Annotated in this window: 16 protein-coding genes; 14 read left to right on the forward strand and 2 right to left on the reverse strand. The window is 33.7% G+C overall.

Annotated elements, in window-relative coordinates:
• Nucleotides 1-68 precede the first annotated feature (68 nt).
• The 6 genes from AC1RPK_RS04485 to hxlB are packed head-to-tail and all read left to right on the forward strand — an operon-like array spanning nt 69 to nt 4,534.
• Nucleotides 69-326, forward strand: coding sequence for a hypothetical protein (locus tag AC1RPK_RS04485; protein ID WP_481761517.1), 258 nt, complete (start codon nt 69-71; stop codon nt 324-326).
• Between the two features lie 16 nt (nt 327-342).
• A complete protein-coding gene (locus AC1RPK_RS04490) occupies nt 343-1,089 on the forward strand; it encodes a sugar phosphate isomerase/epimerase family protein (RefSeq protein ID WP_481761628.1) in 747 nt (248 codons plus the stop codon).
• A gap of 3 nt (nt 1,090-1,092) precedes the next feature.
• Nucleotides 1,093-2,379 carry a gluconate:proton symporter gene (locus tag AC1RPK_RS04495; protein ID WP_481761516.1) on the forward strand — a complete coding sequence of 429 codons (1,287 nt, stop codon included), beginning with the start codon at nt 1,093-1,095 and terminating at the stop codon, nt 2,377-2,379.
• A gap of 30 nt (nt 2,380-2,409) precedes the next feature.
• Nucleotides 2,410-3,369 (forward strand): sugar kinase, encoded by a 960-nt coding sequence (locus tag AC1RPK_RS04500; RefSeq protein WP_481761515.1) that lies wholly within the window; start codon nt 2,410-2,412, stop codon nt 3,367-3,369.
• Nucleotides 3,369-3,995 (forward strand): orotidine 5'-phosphate decarboxylase / HUMPS family protein, encoded by a 627-nt coding sequence (locus AC1RPK_RS04505; protein ID WP_481761514.1) that lies wholly within the window; start codon nt 3,369-3,371, stop codon nt 3,993-3,995. The genes AC1RPK_RS04500 and AC1RPK_RS04505 overlap by 1 nt, the downstream gene beginning before the upstream one ends.
• Entirely contained in the window at nt 3,992-4,534 is a 543-nt protein-coding gene (hxlB, locus tag AC1RPK_RS04510; RefSeq protein ID WP_481761513.1) for a 6-phospho-3-hexuloisomerase, read from the forward strand. The genes AC1RPK_RS04505 and hxlB overlap by 4 nt, the downstream gene beginning before the upstream one ends.
• A 72-nt stretch (nt 4,535-4,606) precedes the next feature.
• Here hxlB and AC1RPK_RS04515 read toward each other — a convergent pair whose 3' ends face one another.
• Nucleotides 4,607-6,607, reverse strand: a complete 2,001-nt coding sequence (locus AC1RPK_RS04515) for a hypothetical protein (protein ID WP_481761512.1) — start codon at nt 6,605-6,607, stop codon at nt 4,607-4,609.
• A 231-nt stretch (nt 6,608-6,838) separates the two neighbouring features.
• On the opposite strand from AC1RPK_RS04515, the gene AC1RPK_RS04520 reads away from it, so the two are divergent.
• From AC1RPK_RS04520 to AC1RPK_RS04555, 8 genes are all read left to right on the forward strand, one after another.
• Entirely contained in the window at nt 6,839-11,782 is a 4,944-nt protein-coding gene (locus AC1RPK_RS04520) for a CDP-glycerol glycerophosphotransferase family protein (RefSeq protein WP_481761511.1), read from the forward strand.
• 140 nt (nt 11,783-11,922) lie between these two features.
• Nucleotides 11,923-13,035 carry an AI-2E family transporter gene (locus AC1RPK_RS04525; RefSeq protein ID WP_481761510.1) on the forward strand — a complete coding sequence of 371 codons (1,113 nt, stop codon included), beginning with the start codon at nt 11,923-11,925 and terminating at the stop codon, nt 13,033-13,035.
• Nucleotides 13,036-13,096: 61 nt separating this feature from the next.
• Entirely contained in the window at nt 13,097-13,489 is a 393-nt protein-coding gene (tagD, locus tag AC1RPK_RS04530; protein ID WP_481761509.1) for a glycerol-3-phosphate cytidylyltransferase, read from the forward strand.
• A gap of 52 nt (nt 13,490-13,541) precedes the next feature.
• A complete protein-coding gene (locus AC1RPK_RS04535; RefSeq protein WP_481761627.1) occupies nt 13,542-14,747 on the forward strand; it encodes a CDP-glycerol glycerophosphotransferase family protein in 1,206 nt (401 codons plus the stop codon).
• 167 nt (nt 14,748-14,914) lie between these two features.
• Nucleotides 14,915-16,402, forward strand: coding sequence for an ATP-binding cassette domain-containing protein (locus AC1RPK_RS04540; protein WP_481762410.1), 1,488 nt, complete (start codon nt 14,915-14,917; stop codon nt 16,400-16,402).
• A gap of 24 nt (nt 16,403-16,426) precedes the next feature.
• Nucleotides 16,427-17,158, forward strand: a complete 732-nt coding sequence (locus AC1RPK_RS04545; RefSeq protein ID WP_481761507.1) for a LysM peptidoglycan-binding domain-containing protein — start codon at nt 16,427-16,429, stop codon at nt 17,156-17,158.
• Between the two features lie 82 nt (nt 17,159-17,240).
• A complete protein-coding gene (locus AC1RPK_RS04550) occupies nt 17,241-18,584 on the forward strand; it encodes a hemolysin family protein (RefSeq protein WP_481761506.1) in 1,344 nt (447 codons plus the stop codon).
• A gap of 121 nt (nt 18,585-18,705) precedes the next feature.
• A complete protein-coding gene (locus AC1RPK_RS04555; RefSeq protein ID WP_481761505.1) occupies nt 18,706-20,283 on the forward strand; it encodes a peptide chain release factor 3 in 1,578 nt (525 codons plus the stop codon).
• 46 nt (nt 20,284-20,329) lie between these two features.
• Here the strand turns inward: AC1RPK_RS04555 and AC1RPK_RS04560 are convergent, their stop codons facing one another.
• A complete protein-coding gene (locus AC1RPK_RS04560; RefSeq protein ID WP_481761504.1) occupies nt 20,330-21,412 on the reverse strand; it encodes a MucBP domain-containing protein in 1,083 nt (360 codons plus the stop codon).
• Nucleotides 21,413-21,446 lie beyond the last annotated feature (34 nt).

Genomic DNA, 21,446 nt, shown 5'->3' on the forward strand with positions numbered 1-21,446 from the left:
TGCATATATACTATCCATGTAAACGTTTACCTAACTTGTTAATAGATAATGAATTGGAGGCGCTAAAAATGGATAAAAGAACTTTTTTAGATGTTGATAAATTTGCGTTGGGCTTTGCCTCTACAACTGTAGAGGCTAAGTTTGAGGATGAAAACATGGTGAAAACGGCTAAGAATTACCTTGCAGCCTATTTGACGGCATATTACTTAGCAGAAAATTTTAACGAGATAGAACGAGAAAATTTTGATAATAAAAATGCAGAAAAATTCGAGGACATGAATTTTGAGACATTAATGAATAGGGTAAAGAAACTCAATAAATATTAATATTGGAGGAAAAATGATGACAGTTATTTTAAATACATGGATTTTTGAGAATGATGTAGAAAATGGAATTAAACAGGATGAATTGGTTGATCGCGTTTCAAAATTAAGTGTTGACGGTATCGAAGTTAGACGTGAATATTTTAAAGATTTAGATAGTGAATTACCCAAAGTTGCAAAAAAAGCAAAACAATACGGATTAATTGTTAATTATAGTGTTCCTGATCAAGTTTTTTTAGACAATGGCACGTTAAACCCTAAATTAGTTACTTATTTTCAAGAAGGTTTAATTATGGGAATCAAAAAAATTAAATTTAATATTGGAAATTTTGCGGCATTTACTGGAGATTTAAAGCAGGCTTTTAGTGAATTTCCTTTAGACAAAATAACAATGAATGTTGAAAATGATCAAACTGCATTAAGTGGCAGTGTTAAGGCATTAACGACATTTTTAGAAAGTGCTAAACGACAAAATGTGCCTGTTGGTTATGTTTATGATCTTGGTAATTGGGCTTTTACGAAACAAGATGCTATTCAGAGTGCAGATGAGCTTTCACAATACACGGACTATATCCATTTGAAAAACGTTATTAATAATGCTGGAAACTTAATGACGTCGAAAAATTTAGATGAAGGAATGTTTGATTGGCGAGCTATTTTAGCCCATCTACCAAAAAAAGTGGCTTTCGCTCTTGAATATCCGATGGATAACAAAGCGTTAATTCAATCCCAGATAGTGTTATTAAAAAAAGAAATTGAGGACTAGCTTATGGCAACCCTAATACCGATTTTATTATTAATCACTTTTGTAGGATTTATTATTTATATTTTAAAGGGTGGAAACATCATGGTCGGGTTCTTCGTAATGGCTATTTTATGGTCTATCATTGGACAAATTCCATTCGATAAGGCAGTTCAAAAAGTATTTGCTGAACCAGCATTGAATTATGGACCGACAATTATCTATATTGCATTTGGATCATGGTTCGGAAGGGTTCTTGTTGATAGTGGGATTGCGCCTGCAATTTCAGAAGCAACAAAAAAAGTTGGGAAAAAACGACCATTAATAGCAGCTATTTTAATTGTTTTGGTAACAGCGTTTATTTTTGTAAGCGCATACGGAGTGGGATCTGTGATTGCGATAGGGGTTATCTTATTACCAATCATGTTATCCCTAGGTATTCCAAGAGACATCGCACTTACTGCATTTGTCATGTCAATTGGGGCACCAATGTACATTAATGTTGTTTTATTCAATCAAATTAAAGCATTTTTTCCAAATGCCGTATACGGCGGACAATACTTAATCTTCGGTTGGACAGCAATGACAGTTCAATTAATCGCGGTAATTATTTTCTTAGTTTTACATCGCAAGAAATTTACTCAAGAAAATGTTGATTCAAATCTAAAAATTATTGGTGAGACACAACAAAATTCTGAAAGTCGCCCCATACCAAAAATTGCATTTGTTGCACCAATTATTCCGGTCGTTATGAATATGATTTTCGGCTGGGATGCTATTCCAGGATTAACTTTAGCAACATTGTTTGCGATAGCTGTTACTGGAAATATGAAAGGATATAAAAATTTCGTCGACTTCTTGAATAGTACGATTCAAAAAGCGATTGGTGATATCGCAGGATTGATTATGTTTTTAATGGCGTTAGTGATGTTTGCTGGTGCTGCTCAGTTGAACGCTGTTAGGTTTCAACATGTATTTAGTCTGATATTACCGCATGACCATTTAATCCTTGCTATTGTATTTGGAGTATTAGCACCGCTCGCGTTATTCAGAGGTCCGTTACATGTTTGGGGTGCTGGAGCTGCAACTGCAGCGGTTCTTTCGGGAACCGGGTTGTTCAATGATGCCTTCTTATTACCACTTCTCTATGTGCCTGCGCTTCTTGCTGTTTCAACAGGAATCACGCAATCATGGAATGTTTGGGGCCTTGATTATATGAAAGTTCAATCAAAAGATTTATTAAAAAGAGGTGTTCCAATCATGTGGTTTGTTTCAATTATTAATGAAGTTTTAGTTTATTACTTTTTCGGTTAAAATTAAGAGACATGAAGGGAAGAAAATATAATGAGTGAAGTTATAACAATTGGCGAACCAATCATTACATTTGCCTCAAAAGATATGGATCAAAGCTTATCAGAATCAGTTAATTATGTGAAAATATTAGGTGGCGCAGAATTAAACGTAGCGATCGGAGTTAAACGCTTAGGGCATGATGTTGAATATGTTTCTCGAGTTGGAACAGAACCTTTTGGCCAATACGCGAAGAGTATTATTTCAGGACATGGTGTGGGTATCGATTATATTAGCGAAAGTGAAAATCATTGGACGGGGCATCAATTGAAACAACTCGTATCAACGGGTGACCCAGAGACTTTTAATTACCGTAAAGGGTCAGCTGCAGCTCATTTAACAAGTGATCGAATTGATGCAATAAATTTAGATGATGTTAAAATAGCGCATATGTCTGGTATTTTCCCAGCTATTTCAGATGTGGCCGAAAAAACATTTAGAACGTTATTAACACGCCTTGTGGATAACCAAAAATTCATTACATTTGACCCTAATTTACGACCAACATTGTGGAAAAGTAAAGATTATATGGTTGCGACCGTTAATGAACTGGCAGGTTATGCAGATGTTGTTTTACCAGGTGTTGAAGAAGGAAAAATTCTGATGGGCAGTGATAATCCAGAAGAAATTGCCGACTTTTATTTAAAAGGCAAACGGACAAAAACGGTAATTGTTAAAATAGGTGCAAGTGGTGCATTTATCAAAAATTCAGATGGTAGTATGAAAACGATTAAAGGCTTCAAAGTGGATAAAGTTGTGGATACTGTTGGTGCAGGCGATGGATTTGCATTAGGCGTTATTACAGCATTATTGGAAAACAAATCTATGGAGTCAGCCGTTTTACGAGGAAATGCAGTTGGTGCGCTTCAAGTTCAGACACCAGGTGATAATGATGGCTACCCAACACCTAAAGAACTACAGGATTTTTATAAAAAGGAAGGCGTACAGGAATAATGAAATTACAAGTCGCTATTGATCGCGTTACGTTAGAAGACCTTATGGAGAGCGTCAGCTACTTAGATGGTGTTGTCAATGTCATCGAAGTTGGGACCTCTTTGATTAAAGATTATGGGATAAATGCGTTAAAATCTGTTACGGAAAAAGTTAATCAATCAGAAGTATTATTTGATTTAAAGACAATTGATGAGGGTGTTTATGAATTTGAAAAGGGATTCTCTGCTAACGCGGATACGTTAACGGTTATGGCAAGTTCGTCAATTGATACGATTGAACAAGTTTATGAATTAACGGTTAATCAGAAAAAAAACATTCTGATAGATTTATTGGAAGTAGATGAGACGAAAATTGAAAAATTACAAAAATTTGATGAAGCCATTTTTGGATTACATTACTCACATGATAAGAAAGATCAAGATTTTGATGCCGTAAAAGCGGTGGCTGAATTCCATGCTAAATTTCCAAATATAAAAAAAATCGCGGTTGCCGGTGGTATTGATATTGAACAGGCAAAAAGATTGGCTGTTCAAGGTATCGTGGAAAGAATCATTGTTGGTGGTAAAATAATGAATAATGAGAAACCATTAGATATGGCAAAAAAATTTATGGAGGTTATTAAATGAGTTTACTTGATGAAATAATGGATGAAATTAACGCGGTCATTGCTAAAGTTAGTGATGACCAATTAAATGGTGCTGAGAAGTTAATTACGAAAGATAAAAGAATTTTTATCTTAGGTGCTGGGCGATCTGGGTTAATGGCAAAAGGATTCGCAATGAGATTAATGCATATCGGTTATACGGTCTTTGTAATTGGTGAGACAATTACACCGTCAATTGCAGAAGGGGATGTGCTAGTTTCTGTTTCTGGCTCTGGGACAACTAAGAGTGTACTTGAACCAACTGAAAGTGCTAAGAAAATTGGCGTTAAAGTAGTCGGGCTTACAAGTAACGGCGAGTCTCCTTTAGCGAAAGTATCTAACTCAGTTGTCGTTGTGCCTGGTGCAACAAAAGCTGATAATAGTGTAAAGTCAATCCAATTATTGAGTACGCTATTTGATCAAAGTGTGCATATTGCTCTGGATGCATTAGTGCTGAAGGTAAGTCGTAGAGACAACGTATCAAATGATCAGGCGAAGGCGAGCCATAGTAATTTAGAATAAAAAATAGCAACTATCATTTTTAAAATGGTAGTTGCTATTTTTTAGGATAACTATAGTTACAACAATGGTTGATTAATAACCGGCTGTTGTTGACTTAATTAACTCAGGTGTTCTATTAAATAACATGTAGGCGTAACCGTTAATGATTTGCATCCCTTCAGTTTCTCGTGAAGAATTGATACGGGTATACGAAACATCATTTGTTGTTAAGGCACTGTTATGATTATTATCAACTGTTAATTTCGAAGCGTTAACAGCGACAAAAGCGTCATCTGTTACGAGGTAAACTTTATTTGTTTTTGAACTATAAGCAATTGATTGTGGAGAGTCACCCACCCGGTTGGCTAATTGTCCAACGACTTTTACGGTGACTTTATTGTCGGCATCTATAGATCCCTTCCAAATTCGAATATACTTACCGGCTGAACCAGATCCGCTACCAATCATTGTGTATGAATAGAAGTTATTGTTATCTGCAAAAGTTAAATTATTACTTTGCATAAAATTACCATAACCATCGTTCCATTGCATATTAGTATAGTTATCAGGTGCTAGCGTTGACGAATTGATATGTTGAATAGTTACTGTGTCGGATTCAGTAAGTGATTTTGAGCTTGTATCACGATACATGTAGAGACCTTTATTTGAACCATTTGTTTTATAATCTAAAGATTGACCATGGCCTATTATGAATTCAGGACCGACTTTAATGATAGATTCATATTTTTTGTATGCATTATATTTAGAAACATAGAAATTATATTTACCTTTATAAGTTGAAGCAGGGTAGTTTGCTTTGTAGTAGCTAAGAGATTGCGATTGACGGAGGTAGTAAAAAGCCTGCCATAATTCTCCAAATCCCTTACTATTATTTAGATTTAATGCGTTCATCTTATCAGTATCAAAACGGACAATCTTACCAGTTCCTTTTTTCGAATCAGTTGAGATTGATGCATAAAGGTAGTGACCATTGATAACAAATCCTTGTATATTACCCCAATCACCACTTGATTTATATGAAGCAGTTAAGAAATAATTTGTTTTAAATTGTTTTGAACCAGTTGCATTATAAGTACTACCTGATTTTGTTGTTGCATCAACTGAAGAATAATTAGGCTTTTTTTGATAGAAATTAGTAGCCGCAGTATTTGCTAATTTATTGCCTGTATCTAGGCTACCATCATGCATATCAACAAGAACATCTGTAGCAGGTGTCCAGGCTGCTAAATAGCCACTATAAATCCAACCGAGATCGTTTTTCCCAGTTTTAACATATGAAAATTTAGCGCCATCTTGTGTTCGTGTTTCTGTTTTGGTGATATATAAATCAGTATCGAAGTAATTTTTTGAATAATGTGTTGTTTTATTTCCATAAATAGTGTTTAGTGGTGCGTTATGAATGTTAGAGATGTCAGACGTGATACGATATTTAGTTTTTGATGAAGAAGTTTTGATATCTTTAACGGTTTCGTAATTCGTTAATGCTTTAGTATTCACATAACCATACAAAGTTCCGTCACTATATGTTAGTTTTGAGTAGCTTACATTTGATGCCGTTGTAATTTTTTTGGAAATGTAGAAAGTGGTTGAGTGATAACTAGTACCATAGTGCATAAATGTAGAAGCACCGTGTAATGCTCTTGGATAACTGTAAACATTATAAGCATTTGTTTTAATTCTAACAGGTGTATGGTTACTATCTGATTTATCTGTTTTGGGAGATGCATAAACGGTTGTGGCTTTGGTATTTATATAGCCATACGCTTTTCCAGCACCATTAACTAGCCAAGAATATGATTTTCCATCTGATAATTTAATCGTTTTTGTGATGTAAAAAGTTGTTGAATGATAACTTGAACCATAGTGCATGAACTTTGATTTTGAATTTAAAGTTCGAGGGTAAGCATAAACATTATAAGCTTTCGTTTTAATTCTAACAGGCGCATGTGCAATGTATTTTGAAGATGATAGTTTAACTTTTGCTGAGACAGAGCTAGATGTACTGTGACTGGCTATCCCTAAGCCAAGTGCTGTAAACAGTAATGTGATCCCAATGAATTTACTGATTTTCATAATTTAGAACTCCCCTATAAAATATATTTTGTGCCTTCTAATTATACATGAATATGACTGATAGGCCAATTCATTATTTGAATGGAACGGGGTTATTAATACTGATCAAAAAGTTATGGAACAGTTAAATACCATGGAATGTAATATAAAAAAAATATATTATTATAAATAGGAATGATATAATTATTAGATATTTGGACAAAAGAATTGTTAAGGAGAATACAATTAATAATGACAAAAAATAATGGATTACTCTCAGTTGTTATTTTGGGATACAATGTTGAAGAGTTCATTGAAGAAAGTATTGAATCAGTTCTTAACCAAAGTTATGAACAATTAGAAATTATTTTAGTTGATGATGGATCAGTTGATGGGACTGCCGAAATTATGGATCGGTATGTATCACTTTTTGACAATATTAAAGCAATTCACAAAGAAAATGCTGGACCTAGTGCTGCTAGAAATGCAGGAATTGAAGCCGCTACCGGAGAATATATTGCCTTCGTAGATGGGGATGATTTATTACCAGTTGACGCATACAGTCTTTTGATGGGGTCGGTAAAGATGACTGATTCAGACTTGGCAACTGGTGCAGTTAAACGATTTAATTCTAAACGTAGTTCACGTTCTTACATTCATAAATTTGCTATTAAAGATACTGTTTATGAAACATCAATTGCAGAACACCCAGAATTAGTTTATGACACAACTTCATGGAATAAAGTTTATCGATTAAATTTGTTTATCGACAATAATTTGCGCTACCCTGTGGGAATGTTATATGAAGATATTCCTGTGATGATGGCAGCTCATTTATTGGCTAACCATATTGATATTATTACTGATATTGTATACGAATGGCGTTGGCGTGAAGGTGATAGCAAATCTATCACTCAAAGTCGAGGTAATGATATTCAACATTATAAAGACCGATTGGAAATGCTAGAGTTAACGCGTTCATACATGAAAAAATATGGGGCAACTCAAAATGTTATGGATGCATTTGATCTGAAATTATTAACAACTGATATTCCGCTATCAATGCAAGATATTCGAGAATCGGAAGAAGATTACATATTAGAATTTCAAAAAATTACAGTCCTACTTATTAGAACGATTAATCCAGAATTATTTAAGCAATTATCAATTAAAAATCAAATTCAATATGCTGCTGTGTTACAGGGGAATATTAAAGACTTAAAAAAATATAGTTATCGTCGTAGAAATATTGGAAAAATTGTTGAAAAAAATAATCGCTATCAATATGAAGATCCGGCTATCTCTTTAGATGTTGCTAAAGCGGTTGATGTGGGACAATCACAAAAATTCGAACAACGAATCTTAAATGTTTTTTCTGATGAAATGACAAGTGAGATAGTTATTAAGGGTTGGTTGCAACTCAATCAATTGAAAGTTACAAAAAAATTAGACGAAAAATTTACGGTTAATTTGATTAACATTATAAATGGGAAAGAAATGCCAATTACGTTTGAACGAGAAACCGTCAAGCGTCGTCGTCATTTATTTAAGCACCGTAACTATCGTTATTTTAGAATGTCATTTGATCAACAAGAGGCATACAAAATATTAGGAAACGGCATTTGGAAAATACAAGTTAATTATCAAGTTAAAAATATTAATGTGACGGAATTTTTAGCTAATCCTAAGCGTAAATTTATAAGTAATATTTTTTCTGGTAATGATTATCAAATTAAAACTGATTTTAGTTTTGACTGGGCATTAGCTTTTAATGCGATGACTTTGACAGCAAATGAAATAAAGACGGAAAAAAATGTTCAAGCTAATCTAATTCAAGATATTAGTGTGAATGATAGTAAATTAGTGGTCTCTACATGGTTAAATAATCCTGAAAGTACGAAGTTAATTGTTACTGAAAATAGTGATGATGAAATTGCGCCTCAAATTAGTGGACAAAAAATAAATGTTAGTGAACATCAAGTGAAATTTGAATTCTCAATAACTGAAGTAGCCGAGTTAAGTTCTGTAACACAAAAAAGACTCCAGTTAATTGATGAAAAAGAATTGAAATTAAGCTATGAGTTTGAACATGTTGATAAACCGCAAGAATATGAAATAGCACAATATAGTTTACTCGTTCAAAAGAATATGAAGGAAATGATTGGACTAAATATCGCACCACATTTTTCAAAACTAATGGATGTCCAGTGGTTAGATAATAGTCGGCTACGATTAATCGCTGAAAATACATTGTTTCAAAGTTCAGCAGAAAAAATTGTTTTACGTGTAATCGATCAAGAGGAACAATATAAATATCAATTTAATGACGTTACTGTCGATGATAACGGTCAAATAATCGTTAATTTGAATTTAATTAATGAACAACAAGACAGTTTCATTAAGGCAGCAAAATATAATCTTTATCTTGATTTTTATAGTGCTGACCAAGTTGTTCGTTCGCAAATTACAACTGAACCAGAACGTGTAGAAACGCTAGAAAGTCGTACAAATCATTTAGCAAGAACATCATTATACGAAACAAAAAACAATTTTTTGGTTTTAAACCAAAAATTATCGTGGGATAAGCAGGACGCAACCAAACGAAAACGGGCAATTAACTTCTCACTATATTACCCGCTACAACGTTTATTACCTTTAAAGAAGAAAACGATTGTCTTTGATAGTTATTGGGGCGCTTATTTCAATGGTAATGAAAAAGCCATTTATGATTATGTCCAAGAAAACATGCCAGATTATGAATGTGTCTGGTTATTCAAGGATCCGAATACAACAATAACCGGCAATGGTAAACGAGTTCGCTACTTCAGTAAAAAGTATTGGTATTACATGGCGCGAGCTAAGTATTTTATTGAAAATACTAACCTCCCTAACCAATATGCAAAACGAAAAGGACAAGTTGAAGTTCAATCGTTACATGGAACCTTCATGAAAACGATGGGATTTGATGAACCTTATTTCAAAGATGGTTCAAAAGGACGTCAGAATAATTTCATGAAACGAATTAAGCGTTGGGATTATCTTGTTTCACCTTCGCCATATATGGATGAAACAGCTAGTCACGCATTTAATTTTGAAAAAGAGGTTGTTCACTCTGGCTTCCCAAGAAATGATGTACTTTATAAAAAGAATAATGAAACTGATATCCTTAAAATTAAAGAATCTATTGGCATGCCATTGGATAAAAAGGTCGTATTATATGCACCAACCTACCGAAATAAAGACGGATTTGATTTTGAGTTAGATATTAAACAAATGCAAGCTAAATTGAGTGACGAATATGTGTTATTGGTAAGGCTACATTATTTCGTTGCCAATAAAATTGATCTAACTGAATTTGAAGGATTTACTTTTGATGTGTCTAATTATCCAACAGTTGAAGATTTATATTTAATTGCGGATACGTTAATTACTGATTATAGTTCAGTAATGTTTGATTACGCACATCTTAAACGACCAATGATTTTCTTTGCATATGATTTAAAAGATTATACAGAAGATACACGAGGTGTTTATCTCGATTATAATGGTACGGTTCCAGGACCAATTGTGGATACAACGGCAAAAATAATTGACGAATTAAGCGATTTTAATCATCTACAGACAACCTACGCGCAACAATTGATTGAATTTTATGATAAATTTTGTACGTATGGTCGTCAAGGGGATGCTTCAAAGCAAGTTTTTGAAGCAATGATTAGCGATCACTTATTACCACAAGAACCAAGCGTTCAAGTAATTAGAAATAAAATTAAAAAGATCGTTAAGTTTAATAAATGGTATCCAAAAGCATTTGGTATTATCGGTAAAATGTCAAAGAAAGATATTATTATATTTGAAAGTTTCTTTGGTCGTAAATATAGTGATAATCCAAAAGCTATCTATGAATACATGAAAGACCGTTACCCTAAATATAAGATGTACTGGAATGTGAACCAGGATTATGTTGCTTATTTTAAAGAAAATCATATTCCCTATGTGACACGATTCTCATTTAAAGGTATTTTCAAACAAGCTCGAGCAAAATATTGGTTTACGAATGTTCGTCGACCATTATGGTGGGTTAAACCTGAAGGTACAACAATTGTTCAGACATGGCATGGTACGCCATTAAAAACGATTGGTGTTGACGTAAATACAGGGTCAATGCCTGGCGTTGATGCTGCTAAATATCATAGCCAAGTTACAAAAGATTCTGATCGTTGGGATTATTCTGTTACGCCAAATGAATATTCGTCAGATATTTTCAGACGTGCATTCCGTTTGAACCGTAACCAAATGATTAATTCTGGCTATCCTAGAAATGATATTTTAACGAATTATACACAGACAGATATCAATCGTATTAAAGCAAGTTTAGAAATTAATCCAAACAAAAAAGTTATTCTATATGCACCTACTTGGAGAGATAATGAATACGTTAAAGCTGATTATTTCACGGCTAAGTTACATCTTGATTTAGATAAGATGAAAGCAGAACTTGGCGATGATATTATCGTTCTTGTTAGAACGCATTATTTAATTGCTAACTCATTAGATTTAACTGATTATGAAGGCTTTGCGCTGAACGTTGCTGATTATGAAGATATTAATGATTTATATCTTATTAGTGATCTGTTGATTACAGATTATTCATCTGTTTTCTTTGATTTTGCAGCGTTAAAACGTCCTATTATTTTCTTTGCATATGATTTAGATGAGTATGCAAATGATATTCGTGGTTTTTACTTTGACTACGAAAAAGAAGTACCAGGACCAATCGTTAAGGATACAGATGCTGTCATTACTGAGATTAAACGAGCATTTGCAACGGATGAACGCCATCACAATTATGATCAATTTGTAGCGACTTATAATGCTTGGGATGATGGACATGCAACTGAACGGTTAGTTGATTTTGTCATGAATGGACGCGTTTATGAAGCTCAAGAAACAGTAGTTGAAGAAACGACCGTCCATGTTCAAGATGGTGCTGAAGTTTGGTCAAAGGTTTATGGATCTAAAAATTATAAATTTGTAAAAAATATTGATGCCAGAGTTACAAATGAAGGTATCGTGAATAAAACGGGTTATTTAATTGATCCTATTCAAAAAAATAAAGTCGGTTCGACATTACTGTTTATCACGATGAGTGATGGGACAACCGGTTGGATTGATAAAAGTGAAGTAATCAATTAAGCAGTTTAAAGACGCCATTTGGCGTCTTTTTTTTGAATTAATTTATCGTTCAATAATGAGGATAAGTGAAACGCTATAATTGTTAGACAGGTTACGGTATAATGAAATTACTATACATAAATTAAAGGAGAACCATATCGATGCTTGATAGATTAAAAAAGTCTAAATTGATGTTTTGGTCACTTGAATTATTAATCGTTGCCTCGTTAATTTGGATGTGTACAAAAATAAGTTTTATTTTTAGTCCAATAGGAACGTTTATTTCCACATTATTTATTCCGATTATTATATCTGGGTTTTTATTTTATTTATTTAATCCGGTCGTTAAATTTTTAATGAAAATAAAAATCAAAAAATTCAAATTTTCTCGAACGTTGTCAGTTGCCATTCTATTTGTATTCCTAGCAATTCTTTTAGTTGCCTTAATAGGGTACCTGATTCCGAGAGTAGTCAGTCAGCTAAGTCAATTGGTGGTTAACCTACCAGATTATGCAAATGCAGTTAGTGAGTCGTCAAAAGATACGTTTAATCATTTAAATAAATATGCTTGGTTTAAAGAAATTGATTTTACTAGCTATTTAAACCAGTTTGAAAATTCTATTGGGACCTACTTCAAATCAATTGCAACCAATTTGACGAACTCGATAGGATCAATGATTGGGGTTGTAACGAGTGTGACAGTTGTTGCACTGACAGTACCTGTGATGTTGTTCTATATGTTAAAAGATGGTCAAAAACTAGTCCCAACGCTTAAAAAACTTGTTCCAGAAAAACATGGGGATGAGCTCGTTGAGTTACTTGACCGCATGGGTGATACAATTTCAGCGTACATTGGTGGACAAGCTATTGAATGTATTTTCGTTGGGGTATTTACCGCTATTGGTTATTCAATTATTGGTATGCCGTATATTTTGTTACTAGGAGTTGTGGCTGGCCTTGCTAATATTATTCCTTATATTGGACCCTATATTGGTATTTTCCCAGCACTGATTATTGCGGTAACACAGTCTACTCAAATGGTTATTTTTGTCGTGATTGTTGTGTTAATTGTCCAACAAATTGATGGTAATTTTGTCTATCCTAATGTTATAGGCAAATCATTAAATATACATCCATTGACGATTATTGTATTATTACTAGTAGCTGGTAACATTGCTGGGCTTCTAGGAATGATTTTAGGAATTCCCTTATATGCTGTTGTAAAAGTTGTTATTAAATACTTTTACGATATTAGACAATTGCAGGAAAAATAAGACAGTCATAACAGTTTATGATAAAATAAATTATTATTGATAACGACGGAGGAGCAAAAACATGAAAAAAATAATTACTTATGGAACATTCGATTTATTACACAAGGGTCATGTACGTATTTTACAACGCGCTAAAGCAATGGGCGACCATTTAACAGTTTGTATTTCAACAGATGAATTTAACGCAATTAAAGGGAAAAAGGCTTACACATCATATGAAGATCGTAAGTTCATTTTAGAAGCAATTAAGTACGTAGATGAAGTGATTCCAGAAACTGAATGGGACCAAAAAATTAGTGACGTCGTCGATAATCAGATTGATACATTTGTGATGGGTGATGATTGGGCAGGTAAGTTTGACTTTTTAAGCGATTACTGTGAAGTTATTTACTTACCAAGAACAGATGGTATTTCAACAACAAAAATTAAAAAAGATTTAGGGATGAACTTGTAAAATATTTTATTATTTTATCTTTTGTAGTAAGGAGAACAAAATAATGAATGAAATTAAAAAAATAGTCCAAAAAGTGGTTAAGCGGATTGGTCGCCAAATTTTAATAACGTTAAATGATTTTACAATTAAATTTTCAATTAAAAAACACCAAGTTGTCTTTGAAAGCTTTAATGGGCGCGATGTTAACGATAACCCGATGGCCATTTACAAGCAGACTAGACGAGATCTTGGTGAAGAAAATGCGAAGCTTTTATATTTTAGCGTTAAACCAAGCATGTACACTAAATTAAAAGAACAATATCCGGAAATTAATTTAATTAAACGCTTTGGATTTTCTTGGACTATCAAAATGGCGAGGGCTGAATTTTGGGTCTTTAATTCAAGATTACCTATTTGGTGGAAAAAGAATCCGAAGACTACATATATACAAACATGGCACGGGACACCGTTGAAACATTTAGGAATGGATATTGAAAATGTTTCAATGCCAGGTACAACGACAGCGTTATACCATGCTAATTTTAAAGTGGAAACAGCACGTTGGGATTATTTAATAGCGCCTAATCATTATTCAAAGCAAATTTTTGAAAGTGCATTTGCTTTTAAAAATAAATCCTTGGATATTGGATACCCAAGGAATGACATTTTATATGCGGATAATAATGAAAAAGATATTAGAGCTTTAAAGAAAACGTATCTTGGTAATGAAGATGCTAAAGTGGTTCTTTATGCGCCAACATGGCGTGATGATAGCTTTTATACTCAGGGTGTTTATAAATTCGAAATGGCTTTTTCATTCGAATCATTCTTTCAACATGTATCAGACGATACTATTTTAATTATGCGGCCTCATTATTTAGTTAAGAATAGTATTAATATCGAAGGATTTGAAGATCGTGTTAAAATAATGGCAGATGAAAATATTACTGAATTATATTTAATGAGTGATATGATGATTACGGATTATTCGTCAGTGATGTTTGATTTTGCTAATTTGAATCGACCAATGATGTTTTATTGTTATGATTTAGAACATTATCGGGATGAACTACGCGGCTTTTATATCAACTTTGAGATGGAAGCGCCAGGACCAATCGTAGAAAAAGAACCAGATTTCTATAAACAATTGGATGTCTATACGCAAAATGGTGATTATCCTGGTTACGAAAAACAATTTAAAGATTTTCAAAATAAATTTATTGAATGGGATAATGGAAAAGCTTCTCAAAAAGTTTCTGACATTATCTTAGGTAAGTAAGCATATTCTCCTTTTGGGAGGATATGCTTTTTATTTTTTAAAATATAAATACTGATAACATCGGATAAGATGTTAATTTTTAGTGATTAATGGTAGAATTGTATAAGCGTAAGTGTATACATGTTATTATTGAGAATTAAAATAACTGAATGATTAATGGTGATAAAATGGAAGATTATAAAATTCGATTAGAGTATGTTACAAAAGGTATAACAAGTAAAAAAAATCGAAAAATTGATAAAGATTCGAAAGATATTTATTGGGCTTTAAGGGGCATCTCGTTTGATATTTATCGTGGTGAATTTTTTGGTATTATTGGCATGGGTGGCTCAGGGAAAGCAACGTTATCTGACATTCTAGCCGGTAAAGCCAAACAAACAACGGGTTTTCTAACGATGGCCGGTCACACGACGATTGTATCATATGAGACACAATTAAAACGCGATAAAACGGCTGTGCAAAATATTCAAGAAGCAATTACTGATTCTAAGATTGATTACAAAAATAGTGATCAAACTTTGAATAATGTTTTAAATTTTGCTGACTTAGGGGTATTAAAAGAAAGTAAAATTGAAGATTACTCTCCCGATATGCGTGCGCGAGTTGAGTTAGCAATGGCCTTCTTCATTGAACCTGATATTATTATTTTAGATGGTATTCTATCAGCATTAGATGATATTTTTTATCAAAAAACGGTTGATAAAATTAAAAGCCTACAAACAGAGGGCAAAACTTTTGTACTTGCTAGTCAAGATTTACAACAAATGGAGTTCTTAACAGACAGAATTGCCTGGATTCAAAACGGTCAACTGATGGATATCGGTGAGTCTGAAAAAGTCGTTATGAGTTATTTAGATTTTGTTGCTTGGTACGATAGTTTGACTGATGAGAAACGAAGTGAGTACGATAAACAACGTGATTCAGAACGTAAATCATTTAGTGTAGAGACCTTATATACACAATATAAAAAAACGCATTTTGATCCTGATATGCCTCGATCAATTGAGTTGCGTCGTAGAGATGCCTTTTATAACGGACAAGCATTTGACGATACAAAATATTTTTTAAAAAAGAAAAATGGTAAAAAGCACGGTAAACTAGCTTTGATGGTTATTGGTATTTTGATTTTAGCAGTGATAGGAACAGTTTCTGCCAAGTATGTTCAAATGAACAATGACAAGCAAGAATCGAGTTCAATCGCCCAACGTCAGAAGTCTGTAAGTGAATCAAAAAAAATAGCAATTTCAAGCTCAATTAGTAGAGCTGATGTCTCTAAAAAAGTGGTGGCATCTTCTAAATCTAAATCAGCTAAAGCTGCTTCAAGCAAGTCAGCCAAACGGTCTGCTGAAAAAAAGCGGCAGAATGAGTCGCTTGCTAAAGCTAAGGCAGAAAGTGAATCCGTTCTAGCTAGAGAGTCATCTGAAAGGGTGGCTAGTTCTGAGTCAGCAGCAAAAGAAAGTAGTGAAAAGAAGGAAAGTAGTGAAAAGAAAGAAAGTATCAGTAAAATTAGTACGAAGATGTTTGAGGTAGGTAGTGGGGATAGTTTATCAAGTATCGCGACTGCCAATGATACAACCAGTGATCAATTGATGGACATCAATGAATTATCATCAAATCTTTTGCATGTAGGACAAAAAATAAAAGTACCTAAATAAATGTGAGTTAACTCGGAGGAAGTTATGAAATTAAGAACGAAAGTAATTATTGGTATAGTTGCAGTTGTGTGTATCGGTGGTGGGACGATATTAGCTAGTACGAAGGCTGGTCATGACGTCGTTGAGTGGGTTGCTACTCGTGGGTCATCTGACCAACAAAAAAAGGAGTACGCTGAACAACAAAAATTAGCTGAATCGAAATATGGTAAGAGTAAGTCTAGTGAAAAATCAAAACCAAAATCAAAAAAGAAGAAAACTGAAAAGAAAAAATCTGTGTCTAAAAAAAGTAAATCAACGTCGTCTTCGTCGTCAAGTTCTAATATTGATACGGATACGATAACTGTTGTTTATGGTGATTCATTGTCATCTATTGCGTTAAGCCATGATATGACAGTGAAGGAACTAATTGCATTAAATGACATGGAAAATACAACATTAAGACCTGGGCAAACGCTTAAGGTCGTTGCTGGAAGTGGAAAAAGTATAGATACTACATCTTCAGATACAACAGGCACAGATAATACAAGTTCTGATAATACTACTTCAGACAACACAACAAGTTCATACTCTAATGACGATACAACTTCAGATAGTACAAGTACAGCAAGTTCATACTCTAATGCTGATACAAGCTCAGATAGTACAACAAGTTCAGATACTTCTAGTACCGATAACACAACAAGATCATATTCTAGTTCAACATCAGATACAACTAGTTCAACGAGCTCAACTAGTGATGAGACAACTAGCAATTAGCAATCGGATTTCTGCATGTTAATAGGTGTATAATATCCGTAGGTTAAAAAATAAAGACAAATGAATTGGAGCGGATGAGTAAATGAGTTCAGACCCTGGTCACGAACTGCTGTTGCAGCTGTTATTATTAGTCATTTTGACATTAGTGAATGCCTATTTTTCAGCTGCAGAATTAGCAGTAGTTTCAGTAAATCGTAATAAAATTGAGGCAGAGGCGAAAGCTGGAGATAAAGGTGCAATAAGAATTCTTGGTATATTAAATAATTCGACATCATTTTTATCAACTATCCAGATTAGTATTACTTTTGCCGGGTTCTTGTCTTCAGCTTTTGCAGCAACATCTTTGGCTAAATATGTTGAACCATTGTTTGGGAGTGCTGTGTGGGCACATGATGTTGCAGTAGTTATCGTTACGTTGATTTTATCTTATTTTTCATTAGTTTTAGGAGAATTATATCCTAAACAATTGGCACTACAGATGCCAGACAAAATTGCCAGAGCAACGACTGGGCCTATTCAACTTATTGCGATTGTTTTCAAACCATTTAACTGGTTGTTATCAATTTCAATCCGTGCATTAGAAAAAATAACACCAATTAAGTTTAATAAAAATAATATTGAGGTTATTAGTCGACAAGAAATTGTTCATATGATTCAAACTGGTGAAGAGCGTGGTGCTATTGATTCAGATGAATATGAAATGATGGAAGGCGTTATTTCGTTACATACGAAATTCGCTCGTGAAGTTATGGTCGCTAGAACTGATGCTTTTATGATTGATTTACAAAACGATAATGATCGTAATATTGATGCTATTTTAAATCAACCTTATTCTCGTGTACCCGTTTATAGTGATGATAAAGATAACGTCGTTGGCGTTGTTCATATCAAAAATTTGCTTAAAGCTGCTAGAGCAAAAGGGTTCGATAGAATTAGTTTACGTCAAATTATGCAAGAGCCCATGTTTATTCCAGAAACGATGGCTGTTGATGATTTGTTATTCGAAATGAAGAAAACACACACTCAATTAGCTATTTTATTGGATGAATATGGCGGTGTTGTTGGACTTGCCACAATTGAAGATTTAATTGAAGAGATTGTTGGCGATATCGACGATGAGTCAGATAGCCCTGATGATACATTGAGAAAAATTAATGCACATGAATATATCGTACAAGGTCGAATGACACTTGACGATTTTAATGATGAATTTAATTGTGATATCAACGTTAAAGACGTAGACACAATTGCGGGATTCGTCTTAACTGAATTAGGTCGAATTCCCGGTAATAATGAACAACTACAGATTACACTTCACAATGGTATACTTCTCGAAACGGAAAAAATGGACGGTTCTCGATTAGTGGAATTGAAAGTTATGATTCCCGAAACACGGTTAAAAGATACTTTAAAGAGTAAAGAATAAAATATGGGATGATAAGGTCAATAGAACTCTAATAAGTTCCATTGACCTTATCATTTTTTACGTCGAAGTTCATTATCATTTATGATAAACTATGAGTAATATGTTTTAGAGAGGACAAAAAATGAATACAGAAGAATTAGAGACTCAAGTAAAAAAACGCCGAACATTTGCGATTATTTCTCATCCCGATGCTGGTAAAACAACCATTACAGAACAATTACTTTTATTCGGTGGGGTTGTCCGTTCTGCCGGAACAGTTAAGGGTAAAAAATCTGGTACTTTTGCAAAATCTGATTGGATGGAAATTGAAAAGAAACGTGGTATTTCTGTTACTAGTTCAGTTATGCAATTTGATTACGCCGATAAGCGGGTTAATATTTTAGATACACCTGGGCATGAGGATTTCTCGGAAGATACCTACCGAACATTAATGGCCGTAGATTCTGCAGTCATGGTTATTGATTCTGCAAAAGGAATTGAACCACAAACAAAGAAATTATTTAAAATTTGTAAAATGCGTGGCATTCCTATTTTCACATTCATCAATAAGATGGATCGTGATGGACGTGAGCCACTTGATTTAATGGCTGAACTCGAAGAGGTCTTGGGCGTTGAATCATACCCAATGAACTGGCCAATTGGTATGGGTAAAGGCTTAAAGGGATTATACGATATCTACAACCATCGTATTGAACTTTACCAAAAAGAAGATAAAGGCATGGACTACGTTGATTTAAATGACGCCGGTGAGATTGAAGGCGACCATCCTTTAAAAGAAGATAGTATCTATCAAGAAGTGCTAGATGAAATTGAATTATTGGGCGATGCTGGTAATACCTTTGATGAAGCAAAAATCGCAACAGGGGATTTAACGCCGGTTTTCTTTGGATCAGCATTAACTAACTTTGGTGTAAAAACGTTCTTAGATATTTATTTGAACTATGCACCAGCACCACAAGAACATAAAACGATTGAAGAAACAACGATACAACCAACAAATGAACATTTTTCTGGGTTTGTTTTCAAAATTCAAGCAAATATGAATCCTAATCATCGTGATCGAATTGCGTTTATTCGAATTTGTTCAGGTGAATTTGAACGTGGGATGGATGTTAAATTAGCAAGAACTGAAAAGAAAATGCGTTTATCTAATTCAACCCAATTTATGGCAGATTCTCGTGAAGTTTTAGAATCAGCTGTAGCTGGCGATATTATTGGATTATATGATACTGGTAATTTCCAAATTGGCGATACAATCAGTAACATGAAGAAACCAATTACCTTTGAAAAATTACCTCAATTTACGCCTGAATTATTCATGAGCGTTAATGCTAAAAATGTAATGAAACAAAAATCATTCCATAAGGGTATTCAACAGTTGGTTCAAGAAGGTGCTGTTCAATTATATAGAAGTTACAACACGGGTGACTATATTCTGGGTGCCGTTGGTCAACTTCAATTTGAAGTCTTCCAATTCAGAATGTTAAATGAATATAATTCAGAAGTTATCATGACACCAATGGGTTCTAAAACAGCTCGCTGGATTGATCCAGAACAATTGGATGAAAAGATGTCAAGTTCACGTAACTTACTTGTTAAAGATCGACAAGACTTACCGTTGTTCTTGTTTGAAAATGCATTCGCAGAACGCTGGTTTGCTGACAAATATCCAAACGTTACATTAACATCAAAACTATAAACGAAAAGAGGTATACCAATTGGTATACCTCTTTTTTGAGTGCTTATTAATTTAATGAGTAAGGCATTTTGATGTAAGTTTCATCAATAAAACCACCATCTTTTAATTCAAACCAAACATCATTACTTGATGATAACTGACTGATTAAAGTAACTTGTGTATTGTCAGCTAAAACTCGTAATTTTTTACCATAAGGTTTAGTGTAAATAGTTACAGATTTATTAGGAATGTAATCAATTGAAGCAGAGTGATTGATTATTTTTTTAGTAAATTCATTGGTGTCATTGTCGGGTAATAAAGCATATTTGGGTTGAATAATCATTTTTACATTAGAAGTACTTTCTAACCATTGATTGCCACCTATGCTGTACCAAATAGTTCCCAAATTCGTTTCGATTTTTTCAAATACTTGTAAAATAACGCCAGCAGGTAAGAAGGCGGGATAGGAGTTACCCTCGGGTAAGTCATAAGGACGTACGCGTTTTGTAATCTGGATGTATGCGTCAATTTGATCGACGGTTTTCCAATTGATGTTGCGATAATAATAGTAGATGGTTTGTTGTTCATTTGTGAAAGTACCATAACTAGTTTTTGAGGCACGCAATAAATTGAACCCTGGAATATTGACAGGGTCATAAGTGAAAGGGTCATTCAAATGGCCACGTAGTAAAGTGGGTGAGCCGATTAAGTAGCCACCATCAATATCTTGATTATAAATCCAAACGGCAGCGCCATGTTTCTTTTCATAGCTTAAAATAATAGCACCATAGTTGGTTACAAAAGTACTTGTGAATCCCGAAATGCCAACTAGATTATAATCATTGATTGGTTCAAATTGAAGTCTTAAATCGCTACCTATAGTGCCACTGATAATTTGCGGACGAGATAGATTATTATTATTTTGGTCTTTATAGTAAACAATCATTGTGGCATCTGAAACAGATGTTGGTAGAAAAGTTTTTTCTTCAATGACTTCATGTTTCTTTTGTTTTGGTGCCTTATATTTTTTTGTTGATTCAGAATTGAATACAAATTGTATATCGGAAGTGGAAGTAGGTTGGTCATTTTTTGTAAAAACAGACAACATATTCCGGAAGAAATCTCTTAAGGCGATTTTAATCAGCTCCATTCATAATCTAATATCATAATTATAACCTAAAAAG

The organism is Dellaglioa sp. CoH-55-MRSF-6, assembly GCF_056782215.1.

Coding starts and splice junctions, on each gene's coding strand:
- AC1RPK_RS04500 (WP_481761515.1), top strand. CDS start 2,410: ATGAGTGAAGTTATAACAATTGGCGAACCAATCATTACATTTGCCTCA.
- AC1RPK_RS04495 (WP_481761516.1), top strand. CDS start 1,093: ATGGCAACCCTAATACCGATTTTATTATTAATCACTTTTGTAGGATTT.
- AC1RPK_RS04515 (WP_481761512.1), bottom strand. CDS start 6,607: ATGAAAATCAGTAAATTCATTGGGATCACATTACTGTTTACAGCACTT.
- tagD (WP_481761509.1), top strand. CDS start 13,097: ATGAAAAAAATAATTACTTATGGAACATTCGATTTATTACACAAGGGT.
- AC1RPK_RS04525 (WP_481761510.1), top strand. CDS start 11,923: ATGCTTGATAGATTAAAAAAGTCTAAATTGATGTTTTGGTCACTTGAA.
- hxlB (WP_481761513.1), top strand. CDS start 3,992: ATGAGTTTACTTGATGAAATAATGGATGAAATTAACGCGGTCATTGCT.
- AC1RPK_RS04555 (WP_481761505.1), top strand. CDS start 18,706: ATGAATACAGAAGAATTAGAGACTCAAGTAAAAAAACGCCGAACATTT.
- AC1RPK_RS04540 (WP_481762410.1), top strand. CDS start 14,915: ATGGAAGATTATAAAATTCGATTAGAGTATGTTACAAAAGGTATAACA.
- AC1RPK_RS04505 (WP_481761514.1), top strand. CDS start 3,369: ATGAAATTACAAGTCGCTATTGATCGCGTTACGTTAGAAGACCTTATG.
- AC1RPK_RS04520 (WP_481761511.1), top strand. CDS start 6,839: ATGACAAAAAATAATGGATTACTCTCAGTTGTTATTTTGGGATACAAT.
- AC1RPK_RS04545 (WP_481761507.1), top strand. CDS start 16,427: ATGAAATTAAGAACGAAAGTAATTATTGGTATAGTTGCAGTTGTGTGT.
- AC1RPK_RS04490 (WP_481761628.1), top strand. CDS start 343: ATGACAGTTATTTTAAATACATGGATTTTTGAGAATGATGTAGAAAAT.
- AC1RPK_RS04485 (WP_481761517.1), top strand. CDS start 69: ATGGATAAAAGAACTTTTTTAGATGTTGATAAATTTGCGTTGGGCTTT.
- AC1RPK_RS04550 (WP_481761506.1), top strand. CDS start 17,241: ATGAGTTCAGACCCTGGTCACGAACTGCTGTTGCAGCTGTTATTATTA.
- AC1RPK_RS04560 (WP_481761504.1), bottom strand. CDS start 21,412: ATGGAGCTGATTAAAATCGCCTTAAGAGATTTCTTCCGGAATATGTTG.